Below are 20362 nucleotides of genomic sequence, written 5' to 3' on the forward strand. Positions count from 1 at the left end.
TTCAGGAGGTTGAATGACCCAGCAAGAGTTTTTGCGTCGCCGCCAGGCGCTGTTAATGAAAATGGCCCCGGCCAGTGCGGCGTTAATTTTTGCCGCCCCGGAAGTCACGCGCAGCAACGACAGCGAATATCCTTATCGGCAGAACAGTGATTTCTGGTACTTCACCGGCTTTAACGAGCCGGAAGCCGTGCTGCTGCTGATAAAAAGCGCAGATAATCACAGTCACAGCGTGTTATTCAACCGTGTGCGTGACCTGACCGCTGAAATCTGGTTTGGACGTCGCCTCGGGCAGGACGCCGCGCCTGAAACGCTGGCGGTGGACCGGGCATTACCGTGGGATGATATGGCAGATCAGCTCCATCTGTTGCTGAACGGGCTGGATGTTGTTTATCACGCGCAGGGGCAGTATGCCTTTGCTGACGGCATCGTTTTTAGCGCGTTAGAGAAACTGCGTCAGGGTTCACGCCAGAATCTCTCTGCACCTGCCACGCTCACCGACTGGCGGCCGTGGGTACATGAACTGCGTCTGATTAAATCTCCTGAAGAACAGGCCGTACTGCGTGAAGCTGGACGTATCAGCGCGTTGGCCCATACGCGAGCCATGCAGCAGTCGCGTCCCGGTATGTTTGAGTATCAGCTGGAGGGGGAAATCCAACACGAATTCAATCGCCACGGCGCGCGTTTCCCCTCCTATAACACCATTGTCGGGTCGGGTGAAAACGCCTGCATCCTGCACTACACCGAAAACGAAAGTCAGATGCGCGATGGCCAGCTGGTACTGATAGACGCTGGCTGTGAATTGCAAGGCTATGCCGGAGATATTACACGCACTTTTCCGGTAGGCGGCAAGTTCAGCGCTCCGCAGCGCGCCGTCTACGATATTGTGCTGGCCTCGCTCAACCGTGCGCTGGAACTGTATCGCCCCGGCACCAGCATCCGTGAGGTGACGGCGCAAGTGCTGGAAATTATGGTTAGTGGACTGGTTAAACTAGGGATAATGCAGGGCGATCCTGACATCCTGATTGCTGAAAATGCCCACCGCCAGTTCTTTATGCACGGGTTAAGTCACTGGCTTGGGCTGGACGTCCATGACGTGGGTCACTACGGTGTCGATCGTGACCGCATCCTGCAACCGGGCATGGTGCTGACCATAGAACCCGGTCTGTATATTGCCCCGGATGCTGATGTACCGCCTGAGTATCGCGGTATCGGCATTCGTATTGAAGATGACATTATTATCACCGTCGATGGCAATGAGAACCTGACTGATTCGGTGGTCAAAGATGCCGATGACATTGAAGCCCTGATGGCGGCAGCGAAACGTCCATGAGCATCATTATCGCAGGAGGAGGGATGGCCGGCGCCACGCTGGCGCTGGCTATTTCTCATTTAACCCAGGGAAAACTGGCGGTGACGCTGGTGGAAGCCAACGAGCCTGCCGGTCGTGCCCATCCGGGTTACGACGGGCGCGCTATCGCCCTGGCGGAAGGCACCCGTCAGCAGCTGGCGGCGATTGATCTCTGGCCGTTACTGGCTCCGGTCGCTACCGCCATTACCCAGGTTCACGTTAGCGATCGCGGCCACGCCAGCTTTGTCTCACTCGATGCTGCTGATTACGGCGTATCGGCATTAGGGCAGGTGGTCGAACTGCATGATGTCGGGCAAAGATTGTTTGCTCGTTTACAGCAGTCACCCGGCATCACCCTGTGCTGCCCGGATAAGGTCGCCGGGGTCGAACGCTCGCAGGATAGCGTCAGCGTCACGCTGACCAGCGGCAAACGACTTGATGGTGAATTGCTGGTGGCGGCGGACGGCGCACGCTCACAGGTTGCCGCCGCCTGCGGTATGCAGTGGCAAAGCGCGGATTACCAGCAGCTGGCGGTGATTGCCAATGTGTCCAGCGAGCTGGCGCATCAGGGGCGGGCCTTTGAACGTTTTACCCGGCACGGGCCGCTGGCGCTGCTGCCGATGTCAGAGGGTCGCAGCTCGCTGGTGTGGTGCCATCCGCTGGCAGAGAAAGCGGCGGTGGACGGCTGGAGCAATGAGGAGTTCCTTGCGCGTCTACAACGCGCTTTTGGCTGGCGGCTTGGGCGGCTGAAGCAGGTTGGGCAACGGCACAGCTATCCGTTGCAGTTACAGACCGCCACTCAGCATATTTCCCATCGTCTGGCGCTGGTCGGCAATGCCGCGCAGACCCTGCACCCTATTGCGGGTCAGGGATTTAACCTTGGTATACGTGACGTCATGTCACTGGCGGAAACGCTGGCAGCGGCCTGGCGCAGCCAGCGGGGCGTGGGTGATTATGCCACGCTGCAACACTATCAGCAGCGTCGCCGGCCGGACGCAAGGGCCACTATCGGCATTACGGATGGGCTGGTCAGAATGTTTGCCAACCGCTATGCGCCGCTGGTGATTGGGCGCAATCTGGGACTGATGGCGATGGACAACCTGCCGCCGTTACGTAATTTGCTTGCCGAGCGCACTCTGGGCTGGGTTAAGCGTTGAGGAGAAAGCAGTAATGCAAAGCTATGATGTGATCATCGCCGGTGGCGGCATGGTTGGACTGGCGGTGGCCTGTGGTTTACAGGGCAGCGGACTGCGCGTGGCGGTGCTGGAGCGTGAACAACCGGTCACGCCAGCCAACGATGCGCCGCATGCGCTGCGTGTTTCGGCAATTAACGCGGCCAGCGAACGTTTGCTCCAGCATCTTGGCGTGTGGAGCCAGATCCTGGGTATGCGCGCCAGCGCCTATCACGGTATGGAAGTTTGGGATCGCGACAGTTTCGGTCATATCGCCTTTGACGATGAGCAGCAGGGCCTGGCGCATCTCGGTCATATTATTGAAAATAATGTGATCCATCAGGCGCTGTGGCAGCGTGCGCAGCAGCTAAGTGATATCACGCTGCTTGCTCCCGCCGAGCTACAGCAGGTGGCCTTTGGCGATAAAGAAGCCTTTGTCACCTTACAGGATGGCAGCATGATGACCGCCCGCCTGCTGGTAGCGGCAGACGGAGCCAATTCCTGGCTGCGCAACAAAGCTGATATCCCACTCACCTTCTGGGATTACCAGCATCATGCGCTGGTCGCCAATATCCGCACGGAGAAACCGCATCAGTCTGTCGCACGCCAGGTGTTTCACGGTGACGGTATCCTCGCCTTTCTGCCACTTAGCGATCCGCATCTCAGCTCCATCGTCTGGTCGCTGCCGCCACAGGAATCGTCACGTCTGAAGGAGATGCCGGAAGCACTGTTTAATCAACAGCTGTCGGTGAGCTTTGATCTGCGCCTCGGTTTGTGTGAGCTGGCCAGCGAGCGTAAAACTTTCCCATTGATGGGGCGTTACGCGCGCAGCTTTGCTGCCCATCGTCTGGCGCTGGTCGGCGATGCCGCCCACACCATTCATCCGCTGGCGGGGCAGGGGGTTAACCTCGGCTTTATGGATGCGGCTGAATTAATCGGTGAAGTACGCCGCCTGCACCAGCAGGGCAAAGATATCGGTCAGCACCTCTATCTGCGCCGCTACGAGCGCAGCCGTAAACATAGCGCCGCAGTGATGCTGGCCAGCATGCAGGGGTTCCGCGAACTGTTTGACGGCAATCATCCGGCGAAAAAAATGCTGCGTGATATCGGCCTGGCGCTGGCTGATAACCTGCCGGGGGTTAAGCCACGGCTGTTAAAACAGGCGATGGGCCTGCACGATTTGCCCGACTGGCTGCGCTAGCGCCAGACGTGTTAATGGGGGCTTCGGCCCCTTTTTTTATTGCCGCACGTCCCTTTAATCAACATGGTGCAATCCGAGCCCCATTTTCGAGCATCGTTTGAAATATTCTAATCTTACCTGATTATTCGCATTAGTTTAAATAATGTCATAAGCGCCTCCATGCAGTCATTTTTTATTAGGTACGCATAAATCCTTTGTTTTTGAACTGCTTTTTAAAGGGATATTTGCCATTTATGTGCGTCAATTCGCGTTTTTCCAGTGAAAAAAAACTAGAAACTCAACGGCGGTGCATTTTGCCTTCACCTGGATTCAACCTCGTTTACCTTATGGTTAATGGGCAAATTCGGTGATAAGTTCAGCGTAAGGATAACGTTTGCGCCCGGCCGCCGATGGCGGTAACAGGCGCTGCCAGCAACCGGATATCAGCCACAGGAAGAATATGACCCAGCAAACCCCGTTATTCGCACAGCACCAGGCCAGCGGCGCAAGGATGGTGGATTTTCATGGATGGATGATGCCGTTGCACTACGGTTCGCAAATGGATGAACACCATGCGGTACGCCGTGATGCCGGTATGTTCGACGTCTCTCATATGACCATTGTCGATCTGCATGGCGCACGCACCCGTGAGTTTCTGCGTTATCTGCTGGCAAATGATGTCGCCAAACTGACCCAGCCAGGCAAAGCCCTGTATACCGCGATGCTGAACGCCTCTGCCGGGGTGATCGACGATCTTATCGTCTACTTTATCCACGAAGATTTTTTCCGTCTGGTGGTGAACTCTGCCACGCGTGAGAAGGACTTGGCGTGGATCGCACAGCATGCGGCGGCATACGGCGTTGAGTTGACTGAGCGCAACGATCTGTCGCTGATCGCGGTGCAGGGGCCTAACGCGCAGCAAAAAGCGCAAAGGGTATTTGATGATGCCCAACGTGATGTCGTCAGTGGGATGAAACCCTTCTTTGGCGTGCAGGCGGGTGAACTGTTTATCGCCACCACCGGTTATACCGGAGAACCGGGTTATGAAATCGCCCTGCCGAATGAGCAGGCGGCGGAACTCTGGCAGCAGCTGCTGGCCGCCGGAGTCAAGCCCGCCGGGCTTGGCGCACGCGATACGCTGCGCCTTGAAGCCGGTATGAATCTGTACGGTCAGGAGATGGACGAGACGGTTTCCCCGCTGGCCGCCAATATGGGCTGGACCATCGGCTGGGAACCGTCAGACCGCCAGTTTATCGGACGCGAGATGCTGGAGATGCAGCGCGCCAAAGGGACGGAACGGCTGGTCGGTCTGATTATGACTGAAAAAGGGGTGCTGCGTAACGCGCTTCCGGTGCGCTTCAGCGATGCAGACGGCAACATGGTTGAAGGCGTAATCACCAGCGGTTCGTTCTCTCCGACACTGGGGTGCAGCATTGCCCTGGCCCGTGTCCCGGCCGGTATTGGCGAACAGGCGGTGGTACAAATCCGCAACCGCGCCATGCCGGTAACCGTGACCAAACCTGTTTTTGTCCGCGCCGGTAAACCGGTTACGCACTAATTTTGTCTCCCGGAGATATTTCAATGAGCAATGTACCGAATGAACTCAAATACCGCGACAGCCACGAATGGGTGCGCAAAGAAGCGGATGGCAGCTACAGCGTAGGCATTACCGAGCATGCACAGGAGCTGCTTGGCGACATGGTGTTTGTCGATTTGCCTGAAGTGGGCAATCACTACAGCCAGGGCGACGACTGTGCTGTAGCAGAATCGGTAAAAGCGGCCTCGGATATTTATGCCCCGCTCAGTGGCGAAATCATCGAGGTCAACAGTGCGCTGGCATCGGAGCCGGAGCGGGTCAACAGCGCCCCGTACGGTGACGGCTGGCTGTTCCGTATGAAGGCCAGCGATGAGAGCGAGCTGGCAACCCTGCTGGACGCTGCGGCTTACCAGACAGCGATCGCTGAATAGCTTTGTCACCACGGCGCGGCTCGAACCCCGCGCTCCGTTTCACCCGTCCCATGCAGGATTGACCGCCCATGAACCAGAAACTCAGCCAGCTTGAACACCACGGAGCCTTTATCGAACGCCATATCGGACCGTCGCAGGAGCAGCAGGCGGCTATGCTGCACGCCATTGGTGCTGCGTCTCTGACCGATTTGATTAGCTCGATTGTGCCTGCCGACATCCAGCTTCCCGGCCCACCACCGATTGGCGAAGCGTTGACCGAGCATCTGGCGCTGGCCGAGTTAAAGGCGATTGCTGCACAAAATCAGCGCTATAAATCCCACATTGGCATGGGTTACACCCCGGTTCTGACGCCGCCGGTGATCCTGCGCAATATGCTGGAAAATCCCGGCTGGTACACCGCCTATACGCCTTATCAACCTGAAGTTTCACAGGGGCGCCTTGAGGCGCTGCTCAACTTCCAGCAGCTAACCCTGGATCTGACCGGGTTGGATATCGCCTCCGCTTCACTGTTAGACGAAGCTACCGCTGCCGCCGAAGCAATGGCGATGGCGAAGCGCGTCAGCAAGCTGAAAAACGCCAACCGTTTCTTTGTGGCTGATGATATTCACCCGCAGACGCTGGACGTGGTGCGTACCCGTGCGCAGACCTTCGGTTTTGAGGTGCTGGTGGATAAAGCGGAGAAAGTGCTGGAGCTGGAAGACGTTTTCGGCGTGCTGTTGCAGCAGGTGGGAACCGGTGGTGAAGTGCATGATTACGGCGTGCTGATTGCCGCGCTGAAAAGCCGCAAAGTGGTGGTGAGCGTGGCCGCCGACGTTATGACGTTGGTGCTATTACGGTCACCGGGCAGTCAGGGGGCTGATATTGTTTTCGGCTCCGCGCAGCGCTTCGGCGTACCGATGGGCTACGGCGGCCCGCACGCGGCCTTCTTTGCCGCGCGTGATGAACATAAACGCTCGATGCCGGGACGTATTATCGGCGTCTCGCGTGATGCGGCGGGCAACAGCGCATTGCGTATGGCGATGCAGACGCGTGAACAGCATATTCGCCGTGAGAAGGCCAATTCCAATATTTGTACCTCGCAGGTGCTGTTAGCCAATATCGCCAGCCTGTACGCGGTATTTCATGGTCCGGCTGGCCTGAAGCGTATTGCCAGCCGCATTCACCGTCTCACCGATATTCTCGCCACAGGGTTGCAGCAGGCTGGGCTGAAGCTGCGTCATAGCAGCTGGTTTGATACCCTGACGGTAGAGGTGGCGGATAAAGCGGCGGTACTCGACTGCGCACACGGTTTTGGCGTCAATCTGCGCAGCGATCTGCTCAATGCGGTCGGCATTACGCTGGATGAAACCACCACCCGTGAGGACGTGATGGCGCTGTTTTCCATCCTGCTCGGCGCGCAGCACGGGTTAAGCATTGAGGCGCTGGATGCCGATGCGAACGCCATCCCGGCGGACATGCTACGTCAGGACGAGATCCTCACCCATCCGGTGTTTAACCGCCATCATAGCGAAACCGAGATGATGCGTTATATGCACAGCCTGGAACGTAAAGACCTGGCGCTGAATCAGGCGATGATCCCGCTGGGCTCCTGCACGATGAAACTCAACGCGGCGGCAGAGATGATCCCGATCACCTGGCCAGAATTCGCCGAGCTGCACCCGTTCTGCCCGGCAGAGCAGGCGGGTGGATATCTGCAAATGATCGGCCAGCTCTCTCAATGGCTTATACAGCTGACCGGCTACGATGCGCTCTGCATGCAGCCAAATTCCGGCGCTCAGGGCGAATATGCCGGGCTGCTGGCTATTCGTCGTTATCACGAAAGTCGTCATGAATCCTCTCGCCATATCTGCCTGATCCCCGCTTCGGCCCACGGGACAAACCCGGCTTCGGCGCAGATGGCAGGGATGACGGTGGTGGTTGTCGCCTGTGATAAACAGGGCAATATTGACCTGCACGATCTGCGCAATAAGGCCGGGCAGGCGGGAGAGGCGCTCTCCTGCATCATGGTCACCTACCCGTCAACTCACGGCGTGTACGAAGAGACCATTCGTGAGGTCTGCCAGATCGTCCACCAGTTCGGCGGCCAGGTTTATCTGGACGGTGCCAATATGAATGCTCAGGTGGGTATCACCACGCCGGGTTATATTGGCGCAGACGTGTCGCACCTTAACCTGCATAAGACCTTCTGCATTCCTCACGGCGGTGGCGGGCCGGGCATGGGGCCAATCGGGGTCAAAGCGCACCTGGCGCCGTTTGTGCCGGGGCACAGCGTGGTGCAGCTGGAAGGCGTACTGACCGCGCAGGGCGCAGTATCCGCCGCACCGTTCGGTAGCGCCTCGATACTGCCCATCAGCTGGATGTATATCCGCATGATGGGCGCGGAAGGGTTGAAGCAGGCCAGCTCGGTGGCCATCCTTAACGCCAACTATATTGCCCGCCGTTTGCAGTCGGCGTATCCGATTTTGTATGCCGGGCGCGATGGACACGTGGCGCACGAATGCATTCTCGATATCCGCCCGATCAAAGAGCAGACCGGTATCAGCGAACTGGATATTGCCAAGCGCCTGATCGACTACGGTTTTCATGCGCCAACCATGTCATTCCCGGTAGCGGGCACCCTGATGGTGGAGCCGACTGAATCCGAAAGCAAAGTCGAACTTGACCGCTTTATTGATGCCATGCTGGCGATCCGTAGTGAGATCGATCGCGTGGCGAACGGCGAATGGCCCGCTGCCGATAACCCGTTGGTCAATGCGCCGCACACCCAGAAGGATATTGTCGGCGAGTGGAGCCATCCCTATACGCGTGAGCTTGCCGTGTTCCCCGCAGGCAGTGCAAATAAATACTGGCCGACGGTGAAACGCCTGGATGATGTTTACGGTGACCGCAATCTGTTCTGCTCCTGTGTGCCGCTAAGCGAATATCAGTAATCGTTGCTGATGCAAACTGCGGTATAAGGGTTGAGCGATTTTTACGCTCAACCCTTTTCTTAGTGAGGTACTGATATGAATATTGCTTTGGTCACCGGGGGCAGTCGCGGCATAGGCCGGGCGACCGCAATACTGCTGGCGAAACAGGGCTGGCATGTTGCGGTCAATTTCGCCCGGCGTGCTGACGCAGCTGATGAAGTCGTACAGGAGATTGAACGGCAGGGCGGCAGCGCGTTTGCCATTCAGGCCGATATCTCCAACGAGGACGAAGTGGTGGCGATGTTTGCCAGCATTGACCGCCAGCCGGGACGACTTACCGCACTGGTGAATAATGCCGGGATACTGTTTCAGCAGGCCACGCTGGAGCAGCTAAGCGCCGCGCGTATCAACCAGGTGTTTGCGACTAACGTCACCGGCAGTTTTATCTGTTGCCGCGAGGCGGTGAAGCGTATGGCGTACCATCACGGCGGCAGAGGCGGGGCGATTGTCAACGTCTCTTCGGCCGCCGCGAGGCTGGGTGCGCCTGGTGAGTATGTCGACTATGCCGCCTCGAAAGGTGCAATGGATACCCTGACTAAAGGGTTATCACTGGAGGTCGCGGCGCAGGGCGTCCGGGTTAATGGCGTGCGACCGGGATTTATTTACACCGAGATGCATGCCGATGGCGGAGAGCCGCAGCGGGTAGATCGCGTTGCGGCTGCTATTCCGATGCAGCGCGGTGGTCAGCCGTCAGAGGTCGCCCACGCCATCGCCTGGCTGCTGAGTGATAACGCCTCTTATATTACCGGGTCGATCGTTGATGCTGCGGGAGGACGATGAAAAGCAGCGCTCGCCCGTAACGTGTTAATGATATTAAAAATCAGGGTTGCACCTCATTGATTGAAATATATAAAAAGCGATGGGCGGTCACGCATTAAAAATCACGCTATATTATTGGCTGAAGTTTAATATTGTGCGGACATTCCGTGCGCTAGTGGCTATAATATCAATTACCCCTGTTCGTAGTGCGCCAGTAATTGCCAGGGCTTTGGTGTTTTCAGACGCTATGGCAATGACGCAAGGGATATGACGTAGCTCTTCTATATTTAATCCAATCACGCGATTATCCATTACAGTATTGACATGTTTTCCATGAGCATTGAAAAAATCATAACCGGCAATATCGCCAATCACACCTTGATTAAGGCTGGCATCGTTTATTTCTTGCGGTGTAAACCACCCCAACTTGACCATATAGCTGTCCTCATTCATATCGCCAATGCCTACCAGCGCGATATCTGCTTTACGGCCCCGTTCCAGAGTTTCATTGATAGTGCCATTTTGAAGCAAAACTTTTTTCAAGTTAATATCTTCGACATAGGCCGGTGCATAGAGTGATTCGCTACTGCCACCAAACTTTTTTGCTAATAATCGGCTGATATGATCGGCATTAATGACATCACCGGGTCGGTGAGTACCGCCAATACCGCAGATAAAACGACAGTTTTTAGGTTGAATTAAGCCTGAGTATTCCGCCACCGCCGCCACATTTCTGCCTTGACCAACGGCGATCACGATATTATCCCGCAGCACATTAGCTAAATAATTAGACACCAGTGCGGCAACCTGGCGTCGCTGCTCTTCTTCATCCTGATTGTCCAGGGCAATTAACGCCCGGCTGACGGGAAAACGTTCTTTTAGTTGTTTTTCAAGGTTTGTGCTAAATACCGGGTGATAGCGAACGTTAATTTCAACAATACCTTCTTCTTTAGCTTTCTTAAGAAGACGCCCGACTTTGATACGAGAAATCCCAAACCTGTTGGCTATTTCTTCTTGAGTCACTTCATCGCAGTAATAGGCGATAGCAAGCTCAGTAAGTAACTCATAGTCCTGAGAAGAGTTGGTTTTAGCCATCTGGTTACGATCTCCGCGAAACTAACACTATATTAAGTAACGAATATTTGTTCTGCAGTATAACAGATTACCATTTAACTGTGTTTCAAGCTGTTTGCCGGATGACAAGACGAGGGCATGCCAGAAGCTGTGATGGCCAGTGCTTCATCCAGGATAGCTGAAAAGGCTGAGGGCTGATGAGCGAACCGCCCGAGAAAAAGACCATCGACATCGGGCCATAGGCGGCTTAACAGTCCTGGACCGGCACTGCCACCGTATATCACTCGCACCTGCATATCATATTGCTGTTGCAGATGGCGGCGCAGAGTGCTGCACACTTCCCGAATGTAACCATCGCTGGCTGGCGCTGACGCGCCAATGGCCCATTGTGGCTCCCAGGCCAGGATAATCGGCGACTCGAGTGGTTTGCCCAATGTATTCAGCAATTCCTGGCTTTGGGCAATGGCGATGTGGGCTGCCCGTTGTGCGCTAACTTGCTCCAGCTCACCGATGCAAATCACTGGGGTTAAATGGTGGATGAGAGCCAGCTTCAACTTTCGTACTATAGTTTCAACCGTTTCACCAAAATGGCGCCGCCTTTCGGCATGACCCAGTTCGATATAACGGCAACCCATTTCCTCAAGAAAAGAAGCACTGGTTTCCCCAGTCCAGGCACCTGGTGGTTCTTCGGACATGTTTTGCGCACCCACGCCCATCGGCGTGCCGGCAAACGTCTTTATCGCTATCGACAACGCTGGTGTCATTGGCAAGGTAAACAACTCCAACCCCGTGGACTCAGACCCGGGGGGTAATGCCGAGGCAACCTCGCTGCACCAATCCAGCGTCTGCTGCCAACCGAAATACATTTTGTGAGAGACGCCCAGGATCACCGTTTTTTTCACATTTATTCCTCTAAGGCCGCGCATTCGCTGAGGTAGGTGCTAACGGTTTCTACCATCAATGCTAAAGAGATGGCACCTGCATCTGGCGAACCGATGCTGCGTTCAGCCAGCGGGCGTGCCCGGCCGATACGCGGCAGCAATTGCGCCGTTTGCTGGGCGCTCTGACGTGCCACCTCTGCTGCCGCTTTCCACGCCTTTGCCAGTGGCATTTTGCGATTCACATTTTCCACCAATGCCTGACTGAAAGGCAGCAACACATCAACCAATGTCTTGTCGCCGGGCCTGGCTTTACCGAAATGCATAACCTCATGGCAGGATTGAACAATAGCATTTGAAATGCCAGCAGCATCCGGCTTGTCAGTATTACCCAAGGCGGAACCTATAGTATTCAGTATCACCCCCCAAATGGCACCGGAAGTACCGCCAGCATCATTAGCCCAGGCATCCCCTACAATTTGTAACATTGAACCGGCACCGGCATGTTGTTGCAGCGCGTTTAGAGCCGCACGTTGAGCAGCGATAGCTCCTCGCTTCATGGTCATGCCGTGATCGCCATCACCTGCTACAGCATCAATTCTGCCCAATTCTTCAGCGTTGTCGATGAGCGTTTTCGTCAGGGCATTAATGATGGCCACGATGCAATTAGCCGTTTGACGTGAGGCTGGTGAACCTCGTGGGACAGACCGCTCCGTCACTGCACTTTGATGGAAGTCGGTTAGTGGCTGGTAAGACAGAACAGAGCTGCGACAGAACGCCGGCGAGTTGGCTGGAGCCAGCCACAACTTTTCGAGCGACTCATCATTAAACCAAATAAAGGTGAGTGATATACCCGCCATATTGAAGCTGGTGACGAATTCTCCCACCTGAACGTCGGCAATTTTTACCCCTTTCGGTACTAAGCACTGTTGAACATTGTGCCAAAGAACAAAGAGTTCCTCGTATTTTACCGAACCGAGGCCGTTAACGATTACGCCAATGCGTGCCCCTCGCGGTTGCATAACTCCCTCAGGAAGTTCGGTCAGCAGCGATTCTACAAGCATATTGGCAAGGTTTTTAGCCGAAGGCAGCGGAATTTCGCTGATCCCCGGCTCGCCGTGCATCCCCATACCCAGCGCCATCATACCGGCTGGAACACTAAACAACGGCTGTTTTGCTCCCGGTAAAGTACAGCCGGAAAAGGCCACTCCCAGTGTCCGGGTTTGTTGGTTCGCTGCGTGCGCTACTGCTAATACGTCCGCCAGTGAGTCCCCCCGTTCTGCGGCGGCGGCGGCTATTTTAAATACCACCAGATCGCCAGCAACACCTCGGCGACGACTCATTTCATCCGGCGTAGCGCTGGAAATGTCATCGGTGATAGCAATGGTTTCACACGGAATTCCTTCGCTGCGTAGCCGCTCGCAAGCCCGGCCAAAATGCAGCACATCACCCGCATAGTTGCCAAATGCCAACAAGACACCGCCACCGTTATTGGCGGCACGGGCGACGGAATAAATCTGTTGTGCTGAGGGTGATGCGAACACATTACCCAGCACTGCGCCGTGTGCCAGCCCCTGACCCACCAGTCCGGCAAACGCCGGATAGTGCCCGGATCCACCACCTATGATGACAGCTACGCTGCCTGGCTTGCTTTTGGTGTTGCGCACCACACCTCCAGATACCTGGCGTACTAACGCAGAATGCACGTTAACAAAACCCGATACCATCTCTTGGGCAAACTCTGACGACTCATTGAATATCCAGGTCATTCTTTTGCTCTCCGAAAGTTTCTTCGTTACATCAGTCCGGCACGGTTGTGGCTGGTAAGCCGATCAAACGGAGTATATGCAATCACCTGAATTGTTCAAATGTTCATTTAGTGAAAATGTGATCACATTCTTTGTTTTCGATAATTTGTCATCCCAGCCAAAAAAAAAGCTTCTATGGTGCATATTTTCTTGTTAGACATAGTTGCTATGGGTGTGTTGCTACTTTATTGATCGATGATAATAGTATTGGCTTCACATATGTTTGTTCATATGATTGTGTTTTAAACATGTGAGCGGGTTCGGGAACGGGAGGAGATGAGATGTTGAAGATAGCGATAGGCGCAGATGATGCCGCCACTGACATGAAAAATAAGATAAAGGCACATCTGAGAACAAAAAATATAGACGTCACTGACTTTAGTCATGACATTGCTGACAATGAGCAGATCTACCCTGATATTGCATTCACACTGGCTTCAGCGATCCGCAAGGGCCAGTTTGAGCGCGGTATTTTGCTATGTGGTACCGGTATTGGCATGGCGATTGTAGCGAATAAAGTACAAGGCGTGCGCGCAGCACAGTGCCACGACGCCTACTCTGCCGACCGTGCCCGCAAAAGCAATAATGCGCAAATAATGACGATGGGAGCACGCGTTATAGGTACCGAGTTGGCGTTGATGCTGGTTGATACCTGGCTAAACGCTGAGTTTGAAGCGAACCGATCCGCGCATAAAGTCCAGCGCATCGATTATTACGACAATATCGCTGACCCAGACGCTGGTGTGAATTCCTGATCACAGGCTAAACCAACGGGCAGTTTATCGAGAAACTAAAAATTGCCACCGTGGTTGCTGAGTGTGGGCAGATCATCGCTATCTTGCATGGTCACCATAAAGGTGCCTATATCATCTAATGACAGAAACGCCAGGGGCTGGGAATAAGAATATCATTCTCCGGACATTTATAACGTCAATTGAGTGAATGCGATTGACGCTCATTTAAAATAGATTAGCTTCGCGGATATTTCGAACGTTGGTGCCGTTGAGGCACCAACAGGCGGACATCCATAATGACTGCAGGATACGTTTATGAATCTGATGAAAAATAAAAGTACTAAAGTTCTTGCGTTATTTTGTGCATTATCTTTTTTAATGTATGTCGACCGGGTTAACCTTTCCGCTTCAGCCGCGCTGATCAAAGAGGAAATCGGTCTGGATAATACCGAGTTAGGGATTGTTTTTTCCGCTTTTGCTTATACTTATCTGGTGTTTCAAATAATAGGCGGTTGGTTCTGCGACCGTTTTGGAGCACGAAACACGATTATTATTTGCGGCAGCATTTGGATTATTGCCACTATTTGCACTGGTTTTGCCGGAGGTTTCATTTCGTTGTTCCTCAGCCGCCTGTTGCTGGGGATCGGGGAAGGAGCCGCTCTACCGTCTCAGGCACGAGCCATCACCTTTTGGTTCAAAAAAGAGAAGCGCGGTTTTGTACAAGGGATCACCCATGCTTTCTCGCGGTTTGGCAATGCAGTGACACCTTCTATTGTGGCTTTGTTGGTGTTGGCGCATTCCTGGAGGTTCTCTTTCATCGCCATGGGTTTGATAACGGCGGTGTGGCTGGCATTATGGATCCTCTGGTTCCGCGATACGCCACATCAATATAATGATTTGAGTAAGGATGAACTGGAACAGATACCGCCAGCTGATAGCCAGGTTATAGAGAAAACCACTGAACCGACGCCATGGGGCGCATTATTGAAGCGAATGGGGCCGACCATGGGGGTGTATTTCTGCTATGGCTGGACCGGTTGGTTATTTTTCACCTGGTTACCCATGTTCTTTATGAACGGGCGCGGAATGGATATTAAATCATCGGCACTTTTCACCTCCGGTGTGTTTTTGTTCGGTGTATTGGGAAATATGGTTGGCGGAGTAGTCAGTGATTATATTTACAAACGCACGCGCAATGTTGTAGCGGCGCGTCGTAATGTGATTATTTTCAGTTTTCTTAGTGCGCTGTTGTTATTAATTCCGGTAATTAATTCATCTTCTTTGACGGTCATATCGCTCTGTCTGGGGGTTGCCTTCTTCTGTCTTGAACTTACCATTGGTCCTGTTTGGGCGATACCGATGGATATTACCCCTAAGCATGTCGGTATTGCCAGCGGGCTAATGAATGCCGGGTCAGCGGTAGCCGGGATTATTTCACCGATCCTGTTTGGTATTATTATAGATAAGACTGGCGACTGGAGCCTCCCTTTCTATGGTTCCATCGTATTGCTGCTGTTTGGCATCGTGCTGACTTTCTTTATGCGTCCGGATATCCCGTTACAGGCAAATCACGCGCTGGAAGGCACTTTGTCCGGGTTGTAATCAACACCATCTTTTATACAAGTCAATTGAGGAGTCTGTATGCCTTTACCCGTCATTGCCCTCGTCCTCGGTGATCCTGCCGGTGTCGGACCTGAACTGGTGGCCAAAGTGTTATCTCGCGATGAACTGCGTCAACAGGCCAATATCATCATTGTCGCCGATCGCGATGAATTGCAAAAAGGAATGGATATCGCTGGCTGCTGTTTTCCGTGGAGGGAGATCTTCGGCCCGCAGGATGCACAGTTCCAGCCAGGCGAAACGCTTCTGCTGCATCATCGCTGTAGCCATCCGCTACCATTCAAATATGGTGAAGCCACAGAGCAAAGTGGAGTGTACATTCTCGAGACACTCCGCAAAGCGCTGGATTTGACTCAAAGCGGTATCGCACAGGCTATTTGCTTTGCTCCTCTCAACAAACAGGCTATGCACCTCGGCGGCCTGCAATACAGCGACGAACTGCATTGGTTTGCGCATCAGTTGGATTGGAAAGCGTTCTGTTGTGAAGTGAATATCGTGGATAACACCTGGGCAGGGCGTGCTACGTCACATATTCCGTTCAAAGACATTGTCTCCAACCTCTCCTTAGAGGGGGTGTTGGATACGATCATCCTTATGGATCGCACTTTACGCCAGGCGGGTTTTACCCAACCACGTATTGCTGTCCAGGCGTTGAATCCGCATGGTGGTGAAAATGGCCTGTTTGGCGACGAGGAACAGACCATCATCAAGCCGGCGATGGAGTTAGCGCGTAAACGGGGGATCGCAGTGTTTGGCCCTTACCCCGCCGACACCACCTGGAAAGCGATGGAGACGGAAAAGCTCGATGCTGTTGTGTCGATGTACCATGACCAGTTTGCGACTGCGCTGAAAATGTTGGGTTTTGAGCGCGGTGTAACAGTGCAGGGAGGGTTACCCGTGCCGGTCGCGACCGCCAACCACGGTACAGCATATAATATTTACGGGAAAAACCTGGCTTCGCCTTCAGCCTTCGAGCAGGCATTCCTGTTGACGTTGCGAATGGCGAAAGGAGCACAGGATCGCACCGACGGCGTTGACGCTATTTCGGGTGCTGTACTGTGACAAAGTCAGCGGATTTATCAGATTGGTATCGGGCATCTCCTGTCTCTTGCGGTTGTTTACTAACAGGCTGGCCATTCGGCTTCACTGCACAAGGTAAACCGGTATGAATAAGCTCGTTGTGGGGGTAAATACGGCAATGTTCGATGGCCTCGACGCAGATGTGGCTTTTTACTCTATCCGCGAGGCGGGTTTTCACTATGTGGAATTGGCTTATAACCAGGGATATGCCGGTAACCTTAGCCCGGCATTATTTAGTGAGAACAACGCCCGTTATATCCGCGATATGTTAGATAAACATCAGTTGCGTACGCAGGCCATGGGGGCGACCATGAATCTGGGCGCCCAAGATGCGGTAGCGCAGTTTACGCAGCGCATCCGCTTCGCCGCAATGATCGGTGCTACTTTTTTACCCGCGTGTATCGGGAAAAAGGCCGACCGTCAACGCATTGTGGCTAACCTGAAAATGTTGGCACCCATCGCTAATGACCACCAATGTGTGATCTGTATAGAGAATGGGGGGGATCCTGACAACGACGTTTTCCGCCTGGCTGAAGACGGTTTTGCCTTGCTGGAAGAGATTAATAGCCCTGCGGTCGCGTTCAACGTTGATGCTGGCAATATCGTATCACTCTGTTCCGGGACGAATGCCATAGAGGAAGCTATCGCTATGTTGCCGGGCTCTCGTTATTGTCATATCAAGGATGTGTTAAAACGTCATGGAGAGTACTTTTTTCCGGCTATAGGGAAGGGGGAACTAGACTACCGTCCGCTGCTGAAGGTGCTTGAGATGCATTCCATTCCTTGCAGCCTGGAAATCCCGTTGCGGATGCATCGCCAGCGCGATACTTATCCGCATCGCGCTGCGGAACCGGTCTCACCAGAAACGAGTCTGCTGGTGTTGCGTCAATCGCGGGAGGCGCTAGAGCGGTGGCTAGGCTACCCCTTGTAAGTTGAAGGCAGAGCCTACTCACTCCGGCTCAGCGACATTAGCTTCTGTACTGTCAGCCATATTTTCCAGCGCAGGGCATCCGGGTGAATGGCGTGCGGCCGGGATTTATTGGCACCGGGATGCATGCCGATGCAGCGCGGTGGTCAGCCGTCAGAGATCGTCAGCGCCTCGCTGTTAGCAGACAAAGGGCTGGCCGCAGCCAGCTCTCTGTCTGAGAAGGGGCAGGTCACAGCAGCCAGCCCTTAGCCTGTGCGTCATCAAGATGTTTTTTCAGATGGCACCACAATTCTGGCCACTGGCTGGCCAGCTGCACATTCCGCGCTTCGACCTGTTCCAGGCGGATGCTATTTTCGCGCCAGCTCTGGCCCTCATTATGCAGGTTAAGTATGATCGGTAACGCACGGTCGAGCATATTGGCAAAGCGGGCATCAACGCTTTCCCCCGCTTCATACTCATCCCATAACGCACGAAAACGCTGATTCAACTCATCGGGCAGCAGGCCAAAAATCCGCTCAGCGGCAGCCACTTCCTGCTGTTGGATCGCCTCGCGTGCGGCGATGTCGTAAACCATCACATCCCCGGCATCAATTTCCACCACGTCATGCAGCAGTGCCATCTGTATCACATGCTGGACATTGACCGCTTCACGAGCAAAGGGGGCCAGACTCATCGCGGCCATGGCCAGGTGCCAGCTATGCTCTGCCGAGTTTTCCTGGCGTGCATTACTTAGCAGGCGGGTACGACGCTCCACGGTTTTAAGCTTATCCAGCTCCATCAGGAACTGCACCACCTCTGTCATCGTGCCAAAATCTAAGGGTGCCAGCCTGTCAGACATTTACCAATCTCACTTATCATCCTGAAATAGTGCTCAATATTGTAAAGTAAACGATTGCGTATTTCTTGCAGGAATGTGTGCATAACGGTGAAATACTCTATTTTAGCGTACAGCTGTACACTGAAACTATTCTCAGCCAGGATAGAGGCGTTGCATTTTCCGTTACGGCACTCTGCGGTGACGGAGGCTGGTAAGTAAGGATATGAGTTAACTATGATGAAAGAGAAAGTCGTGACGACGGGCTATTCACTGGCGGAAGAGATTGCCAATAGTATCAGCCATGGCGTGGGCTGCCTGTTAGGCATTGTTGGTTTAGTGCTGATGCTGAACCAGGCCATAGATGCCGGGGCTGGTGCATTGGCCATCGCCAGCTACAGTCTTTATGGCGGCACAATTATCCTGCTGTTTCTGGCTTCTACGCTGTATCACGCTATCCCCGGTGAACGAGCAAAGTTTTGGCTAAAAAAACTCGACCATTCAGCCATTTATCTGTTGATTGCTGGAACCTATACGCCGTTTTTGCTGGTTGGGCTGAAGTCGCCGCTGGCACACTGGCTGATGGCGATAATCTGGGGGCTGGCACTGATTGGGGTTATCTTTAAGCTGGCGTTTGCCCACCGTTTTGCGGCACTTTCCCTGGTAACCTACATCCTGATGGGCTGGCTGTCGGTGATCGTGCTGTATCAGATGGTGATGCGCCTGCCGGCAGGCAGCGTCTGGCTGCTGGCTGCCGGCGGGATGATTTATTCTCTCGGGGTGATTTTCTATGTCGCTAAGCGCATCCCCTATAACCACGCTATCTGGCATGGCTTTGTACTCGGCGGCTCACTGTGCCACTTCTTTGCCATCTATCTGTACGTCACGCCGAGGTGATTACCCGGCGGTGATGTCGTAGGGCAGCGCCTGAATCGCCAGCTGCCCGCCGTCATCTCCCTGCACACGCAGTACGGTATCGGCGGAGAGATCGTTATTCAGCACCGCCTGTACCCAGACGTCACCATTATCGAGCTGGCAGGCGGCAAGAATCGTGCCGGTGCGCCGCCAGTTTTCGCCCATTTTCATCTCCAGCGCATCATTTGCCTGCGGTACGACTCCCGCTGTACCGGCCAGCCAGTAGAGTGCGCGTTTATTCGCCCCTCGGAATTTAGCGCGTGCCACCATCTCTTGCCCGGTGTAACAGCCTTTCTTAAAGCTGATTGCCTCCAGCGCCTGGAGATTGGTGGCCTGCGGGATAAACTGCGCACTGGTAGTCGCATCAATAATTGGCCACCCGGCTTCGATATCCAGCGCCAGCCATTGAGCGCTGTCGTTAAGCTGGGCTTCACCCGCCAGTTTTTCCGCGATCTCTGCGGCCTTTTCTGCTGTTGTCACCAGTAAAAAACGCTCGGCAGGCAGATCGAACCACAGTAGCGTACTGTCACCCTGCTGTGTTACCGGCGATTCAGCATCCGGCAGCGCGCTGAACAGGTTTGCCAGCGCGGCCCTGGCCTGGAAACCGGCTACGCCCAACAGGACGGATTCATCATCGGCGACCAGGGTAATTTTGGCAAACACCGCATACTTTTTCAGTTCACTTAGCTGGTTGTCCCGCAGGCTGCGGCGTTCAATGTAGGACAGGCCGTTTGTGCGGTGGAACAGACGCAGGTTACTCCACATCTTGCCTTTGGCATCACAGTGTGCGGCAGGGCGATGCTGATTGGGGGGCAGGGCTGCCACGTCCAGCGTAACCTGCCCTTGCAAATAGCTGATATGGTCCGCACCGCTGGCATTCACCAGCGCCCAGTCTTCCAGTGAAATCAGCGTCAGCGGCAGACGAGTCGATGCCACCGGTTGACGAGGCGGGAAAGAAATACTTGGCATGATTCAGTCCTAAATTAAGCAATGTAGTGAAATCTGAGACTCATGTTAAAAGAGCGGCCCTGCTTTGCAACCTGTTTCCGGGGGCTGCGGCACAAAAGGCGCGATAACCCGACAACTTCTCATGCTGTTTGCGTGCTATCTCGCAT

The 20362-nt window shown here is 54.2% G+C and carries 18 protein-coding genes; 13 read left to right on the top strand and 5 right to left on the bottom strand.

From position 1 onward, the window contains the following. The first annotated feature begins 13 nt into the window (after positions 1-13). The 7 genes from pepP (at position 14) to EPIR_RS03425 (ending at position 9417) form a co-directional block, all read left to right on the top strand. Entirely contained in the window at positions 14-1330 is a 1317-nt protein-coding gene (gene pepP / locus EPIR_RS03395) for a Xaa-Pro aminopeptidase (protein WP_023653901.1), read from the top strand. After that, entirely contained in the window at positions 1327-2505 is a 1179-nt protein-coding gene (gene ubiH / locus EPIR_RS03400) for a 2-octaprenyl-6-methoxyphenyl hydroxylase (protein ID WP_023653902.1), read from the top strand. The genes pepP and ubiH overlap by 4 nt, the downstream gene beginning before the upstream one ends. Before the next feature lie 13 nt (positions 2506-2518). Continuing rightward, positions 2519-3721, top strand: coding sequence for an FAD-dependent 2-octaprenylphenol hydroxylase (ubiI, locus tag EPIR_RS03405; RefSeq protein ID WP_023653903.1), 1203 nt, complete (start codon positions 2519-2521; stop codon positions 3719-3721). A 439-nt stretch (positions 3722-4160) separates the two neighbouring features. Beyond that, the gene (gene gcvT, locus EPIR_RS03410; RefSeq protein ID WP_023653904.1) at positions 4161-5258 is read left to right on the top strand and encodes a glycine cleavage system aminomethyltransferase GcvT; all 1098 of its coding nucleotides are present in this window, start codon (positions 4161-4163) and stop codon (positions 5256-5258) included. 23 nt (positions 5259-5281) lie between these two features. Then, complete coding sequence (gcvH, locus tag EPIR_RS03415) at positions 5282-5668, top strand: glycine cleavage system protein GcvH (RefSeq protein ID WP_023653905.1); 387 nt, start codon at positions 5282-5284, stop codon at positions 5666-5668. Positions 5669-5736: 68 nt separating this feature from the next. Continuing rightward, a complete protein-coding gene (gene gcvP, locus EPIR_RS03420; protein ID WP_048696798.1) occupies positions 5737-8598 on the top strand; it encodes an aminomethyl-transferring glycine dehydrogenase in 2862 nt (953 codons plus the stop codon). Positions 8599-8673: 75 nt separating this feature from the next. Continuing rightward, positions 8674-9417 (top strand): SDR family oxidoreductase, encoded by a 744-nt coding sequence (locus tag EPIR_RS03425; protein ID WP_023653907.1) that lies wholly within the window; start codon positions 8674-8676, stop codon positions 9415-9417. Between the two features lie 111 nt (positions 9418-9528). Here EPIR_RS03425 and EPIR_RS03430 read toward each other — a convergent pair whose 3' ends face one another. The 3 genes from EPIR_RS03430 to EPIR_RS03440 form a co-directional block, all read right to left on the bottom strand. Next, positions 9529-10491 carry a sugar-binding transcriptional regulator gene (locus EPIR_RS03430; RefSeq protein WP_023653908.1) on the bottom strand — a complete coding sequence of 321 codons (963 nt, stop codon included), beginning with the start codon at positions 10489-10491 and terminating at the stop codon, positions 9529-9531. Positions 10492-10565: 74 nt separating this feature from the next. Continuing rightward, the gene (locus tag EPIR_RS03435; RefSeq protein ID WP_157037490.1) at positions 10566-11372 is read right to left on the bottom strand and encodes a triose-phosphate isomerase family protein; all 807 of its coding nucleotides are present in this window, start codon (positions 11370-11372) and stop codon (positions 10566-10568) included. Between the two features lie 2 nt (positions 11373-11374). Then, the gene (locus EPIR_RS03440) at positions 11375-13117 is read right to left on the bottom strand and encodes a dihydroxyacetone kinase family protein (protein ID WP_023653910.1); all 1743 of its coding nucleotides are present in this window, start codon (positions 13115-13117) and stop codon (positions 11375-11377) included. Positions 13118-13437: 320 nt separating this feature from the next. On the opposite strand from EPIR_RS03440, the gene rpiB reads away from it, so the two are divergent. The 5 genes from rpiB (at position 13438) to EPIR_RS18840 (ending at position 17767) form a co-directional block, all read left to right on the top strand. Continuing rightward, positions 13438-13911 (top strand): ribose 5-phosphate isomerase B, encoded by a 474-nt coding sequence (rpiB, locus tag EPIR_RS03445; protein ID WP_023653911.1) that lies wholly within the window; start codon positions 13438-13440, stop codon positions 13909-13911. Between the two features lie 294 nt (positions 13912-14205). After that, positions 14206-15492, top strand: a complete 1287-nt coding sequence (locus EPIR_RS03450; protein WP_023653912.1) for an MFS transporter — start codon at positions 14206-14208, stop codon at positions 15490-15492. A 39-nt stretch (positions 15493-15531) separates the two neighbouring features. Beyond that, complete coding sequence (locus EPIR_RS03455) at positions 15532-16572, top strand: 4-hydroxythreonine-4-phosphate dehydrogenase PdxA (protein ID WP_023653913.1); 1041 nt, start codon at positions 15532-15534, stop codon at positions 16570-16572. Between the two features lie 103 nt (positions 16573-16675). Further along, a complete protein-coding gene (locus EPIR_RS03460; RefSeq protein ID WP_023653914.1) occupies positions 16676-17521 on the top strand; it encodes a sugar phosphate isomerase/epimerase family protein in 846 nt (281 codons plus the stop codon). A gap of 87 nt (positions 17522-17608) precedes the next feature. Beyond that, positions 17609-17767: a hypothetical protein gene (locus EPIR_RS18840; protein WP_167337178.1), complete on the top strand. Its 159-nt coding sequence runs from the start codon at positions 17609-17611 to the stop codon at positions 17765-17767. On the opposite strand, the gene EPIR_RS03465 is transcribed toward EPIR_RS18840, so the two are convergent. Then, a complete protein-coding gene (locus tag EPIR_RS03465; protein WP_023653917.1) occupies positions 17748-18356 on the bottom strand; it encodes an HD domain-containing protein in 609 nt (202 codons plus the stop codon). The genes EPIR_RS18840 and EPIR_RS03465 overlap by 20 nt on opposite strands. 213 nt (positions 18357-18569) lie before the next feature. Between EPIR_RS03465 and trhA the strand changes: the two genes are divergently transcribed. Then, complete coding sequence (gene trhA / locus EPIR_RS03470; RefSeq protein ID WP_023653919.1) at positions 18570-19229, top strand: PAQR family membrane homeostasis protein TrhA; 660 nt, start codon at positions 18570-18572, stop codon at positions 19227-19229. Here the strand turns inward: trhA and ygfZ are convergent, their stop codons facing one another. After that, on the bottom strand, positions 19230-20216 hold the full coding sequence (ygfZ, locus tag EPIR_RS03475) for a tRNA-modifying protein YgfZ (RefSeq protein ID WP_023653920.1): 987 nt from the start codon (positions 20214-20216) through the stop codon (positions 19230-19232). Positions 20217-20362: the final 146 nt, after the last annotated feature.

This window comes from Erwinia piriflorinigrans CFBP 5888 (assembly GCF_001050515.1).
Lineage (GTDB): Bacteria > Pseudomonadota > Gammaproteobacteria > Enterobacterales > Enterobacteriaceae > Erwinia > Erwinia piriflorinigrans.

What these genes read in the sequence shown, in the direction of transcription:
- pepP (WP_023653901.1), top strand. Translation starts at nt 14, where the DNA reads ATGACCCAGCAAGAGTTTTTGCGTCGCCGCCAGGCGCTGTTAATGAAA.
- ubiH (WP_023653902.1), top strand. Translation starts at nt 1,327, where the DNA reads ATGAGCATCATTATCGCAGGAGGAGGGATGGCCGGCGCCACGCTGGCG.
- ubiI (WP_023653903.1), top strand. Translation starts at nt 2,519, where the DNA reads ATGCAAAGCTATGATGTGATCATCGCCGGTGGCGGCATGGTTGGACTG.
- gcvT (WP_023653904.1), top strand. Translation starts at nt 4,161, where the DNA reads ATGACCCAGCAAACCCCGTTATTCGCACAGCACCAGGCCAGCGGCGCA.
- gcvH (WP_023653905.1), top strand. Translation starts at nt 5,282, where the DNA reads ATGAGCAATGTACCGAATGAACTCAAATACCGCGACAGCCACGAATGG.
- gcvP (WP_048696798.1), top strand. Translation starts at nt 5,737, where the DNA reads ATGAACCAGAAACTCAGCCAGCTTGAACACCACGGAGCCTTTATCGAA.
- EPIR_RS03425 (WP_023653907.1), top strand. Translation starts at nt 8,674, where the DNA reads ATGAATATTGCTTTGGTCACCGGGGGCAGTCGCGGCATAGGCCGGGCG.
- EPIR_RS03430 (WP_023653908.1), bottom strand. Translation starts at nt 10,491, where the DNA reads ATGGCTAAAACCAACTCTTCTCAGGACTATGAGTTACTTACTGAGCTT.
- EPIR_RS03440 (WP_023653910.1), bottom strand. Translation starts at nt 13,117, where the DNA reads ATGACCTGGATATTCAATGAGTCGTCAGAGTTTGCCCAAGAGATGGTA.
- rpiB (WP_023653911.1), top strand. Translation starts at nt 13,438, where the DNA reads ATGTTGAAGATAGCGATAGGCGCAGATGATGCCGCCACTGACATGAAA.
- EPIR_RS03450 (WP_023653912.1), top strand. Translation starts at nt 14,206, where the DNA reads ATGAATCTGATGAAAAATAAAAGTACTAAAGTTCTTGCGTTATTTTGT.
- EPIR_RS03455 (WP_023653913.1), top strand. Translation starts at nt 15,532, where the DNA reads ATGCCTTTACCCGTCATTGCCCTCGTCCTCGGTGATCCTGCCGGTGTC.
- EPIR_RS03460 (WP_023653914.1), top strand. Translation starts at nt 16,676, where the DNA reads ATGAATAAGCTCGTTGTGGGGGTAAATACGGCAATGTTCGATGGCCTC.
- EPIR_RS18840 (WP_167337178.1), top strand. Translation starts at nt 17,609, where the DNA reads ATGGCGTGCGGCCGGGATTTATTGGCACCGGGATGCATGCCGATGCAG.
- EPIR_RS03465 (WP_023653917.1), bottom strand. Translation starts at nt 18,356, where the DNA reads ATGTCTGACAGGCTGGCACCCTTAGATTTTGGCACGATGACAGAGGTG.
- trhA (WP_023653919.1), top strand. Translation starts at nt 18,570, where the DNA reads ATGATGAAAGAGAAAGTCGTGACGACGGGCTATTCACTGGCGGAAGAG.
- ygfZ (WP_023653920.1), bottom strand. Translation starts at nt 20,216, where the DNA reads ATGCCAAGTATTTCTTTCCCGCCTCGTCAACCGGTGGCATCGACTCGT.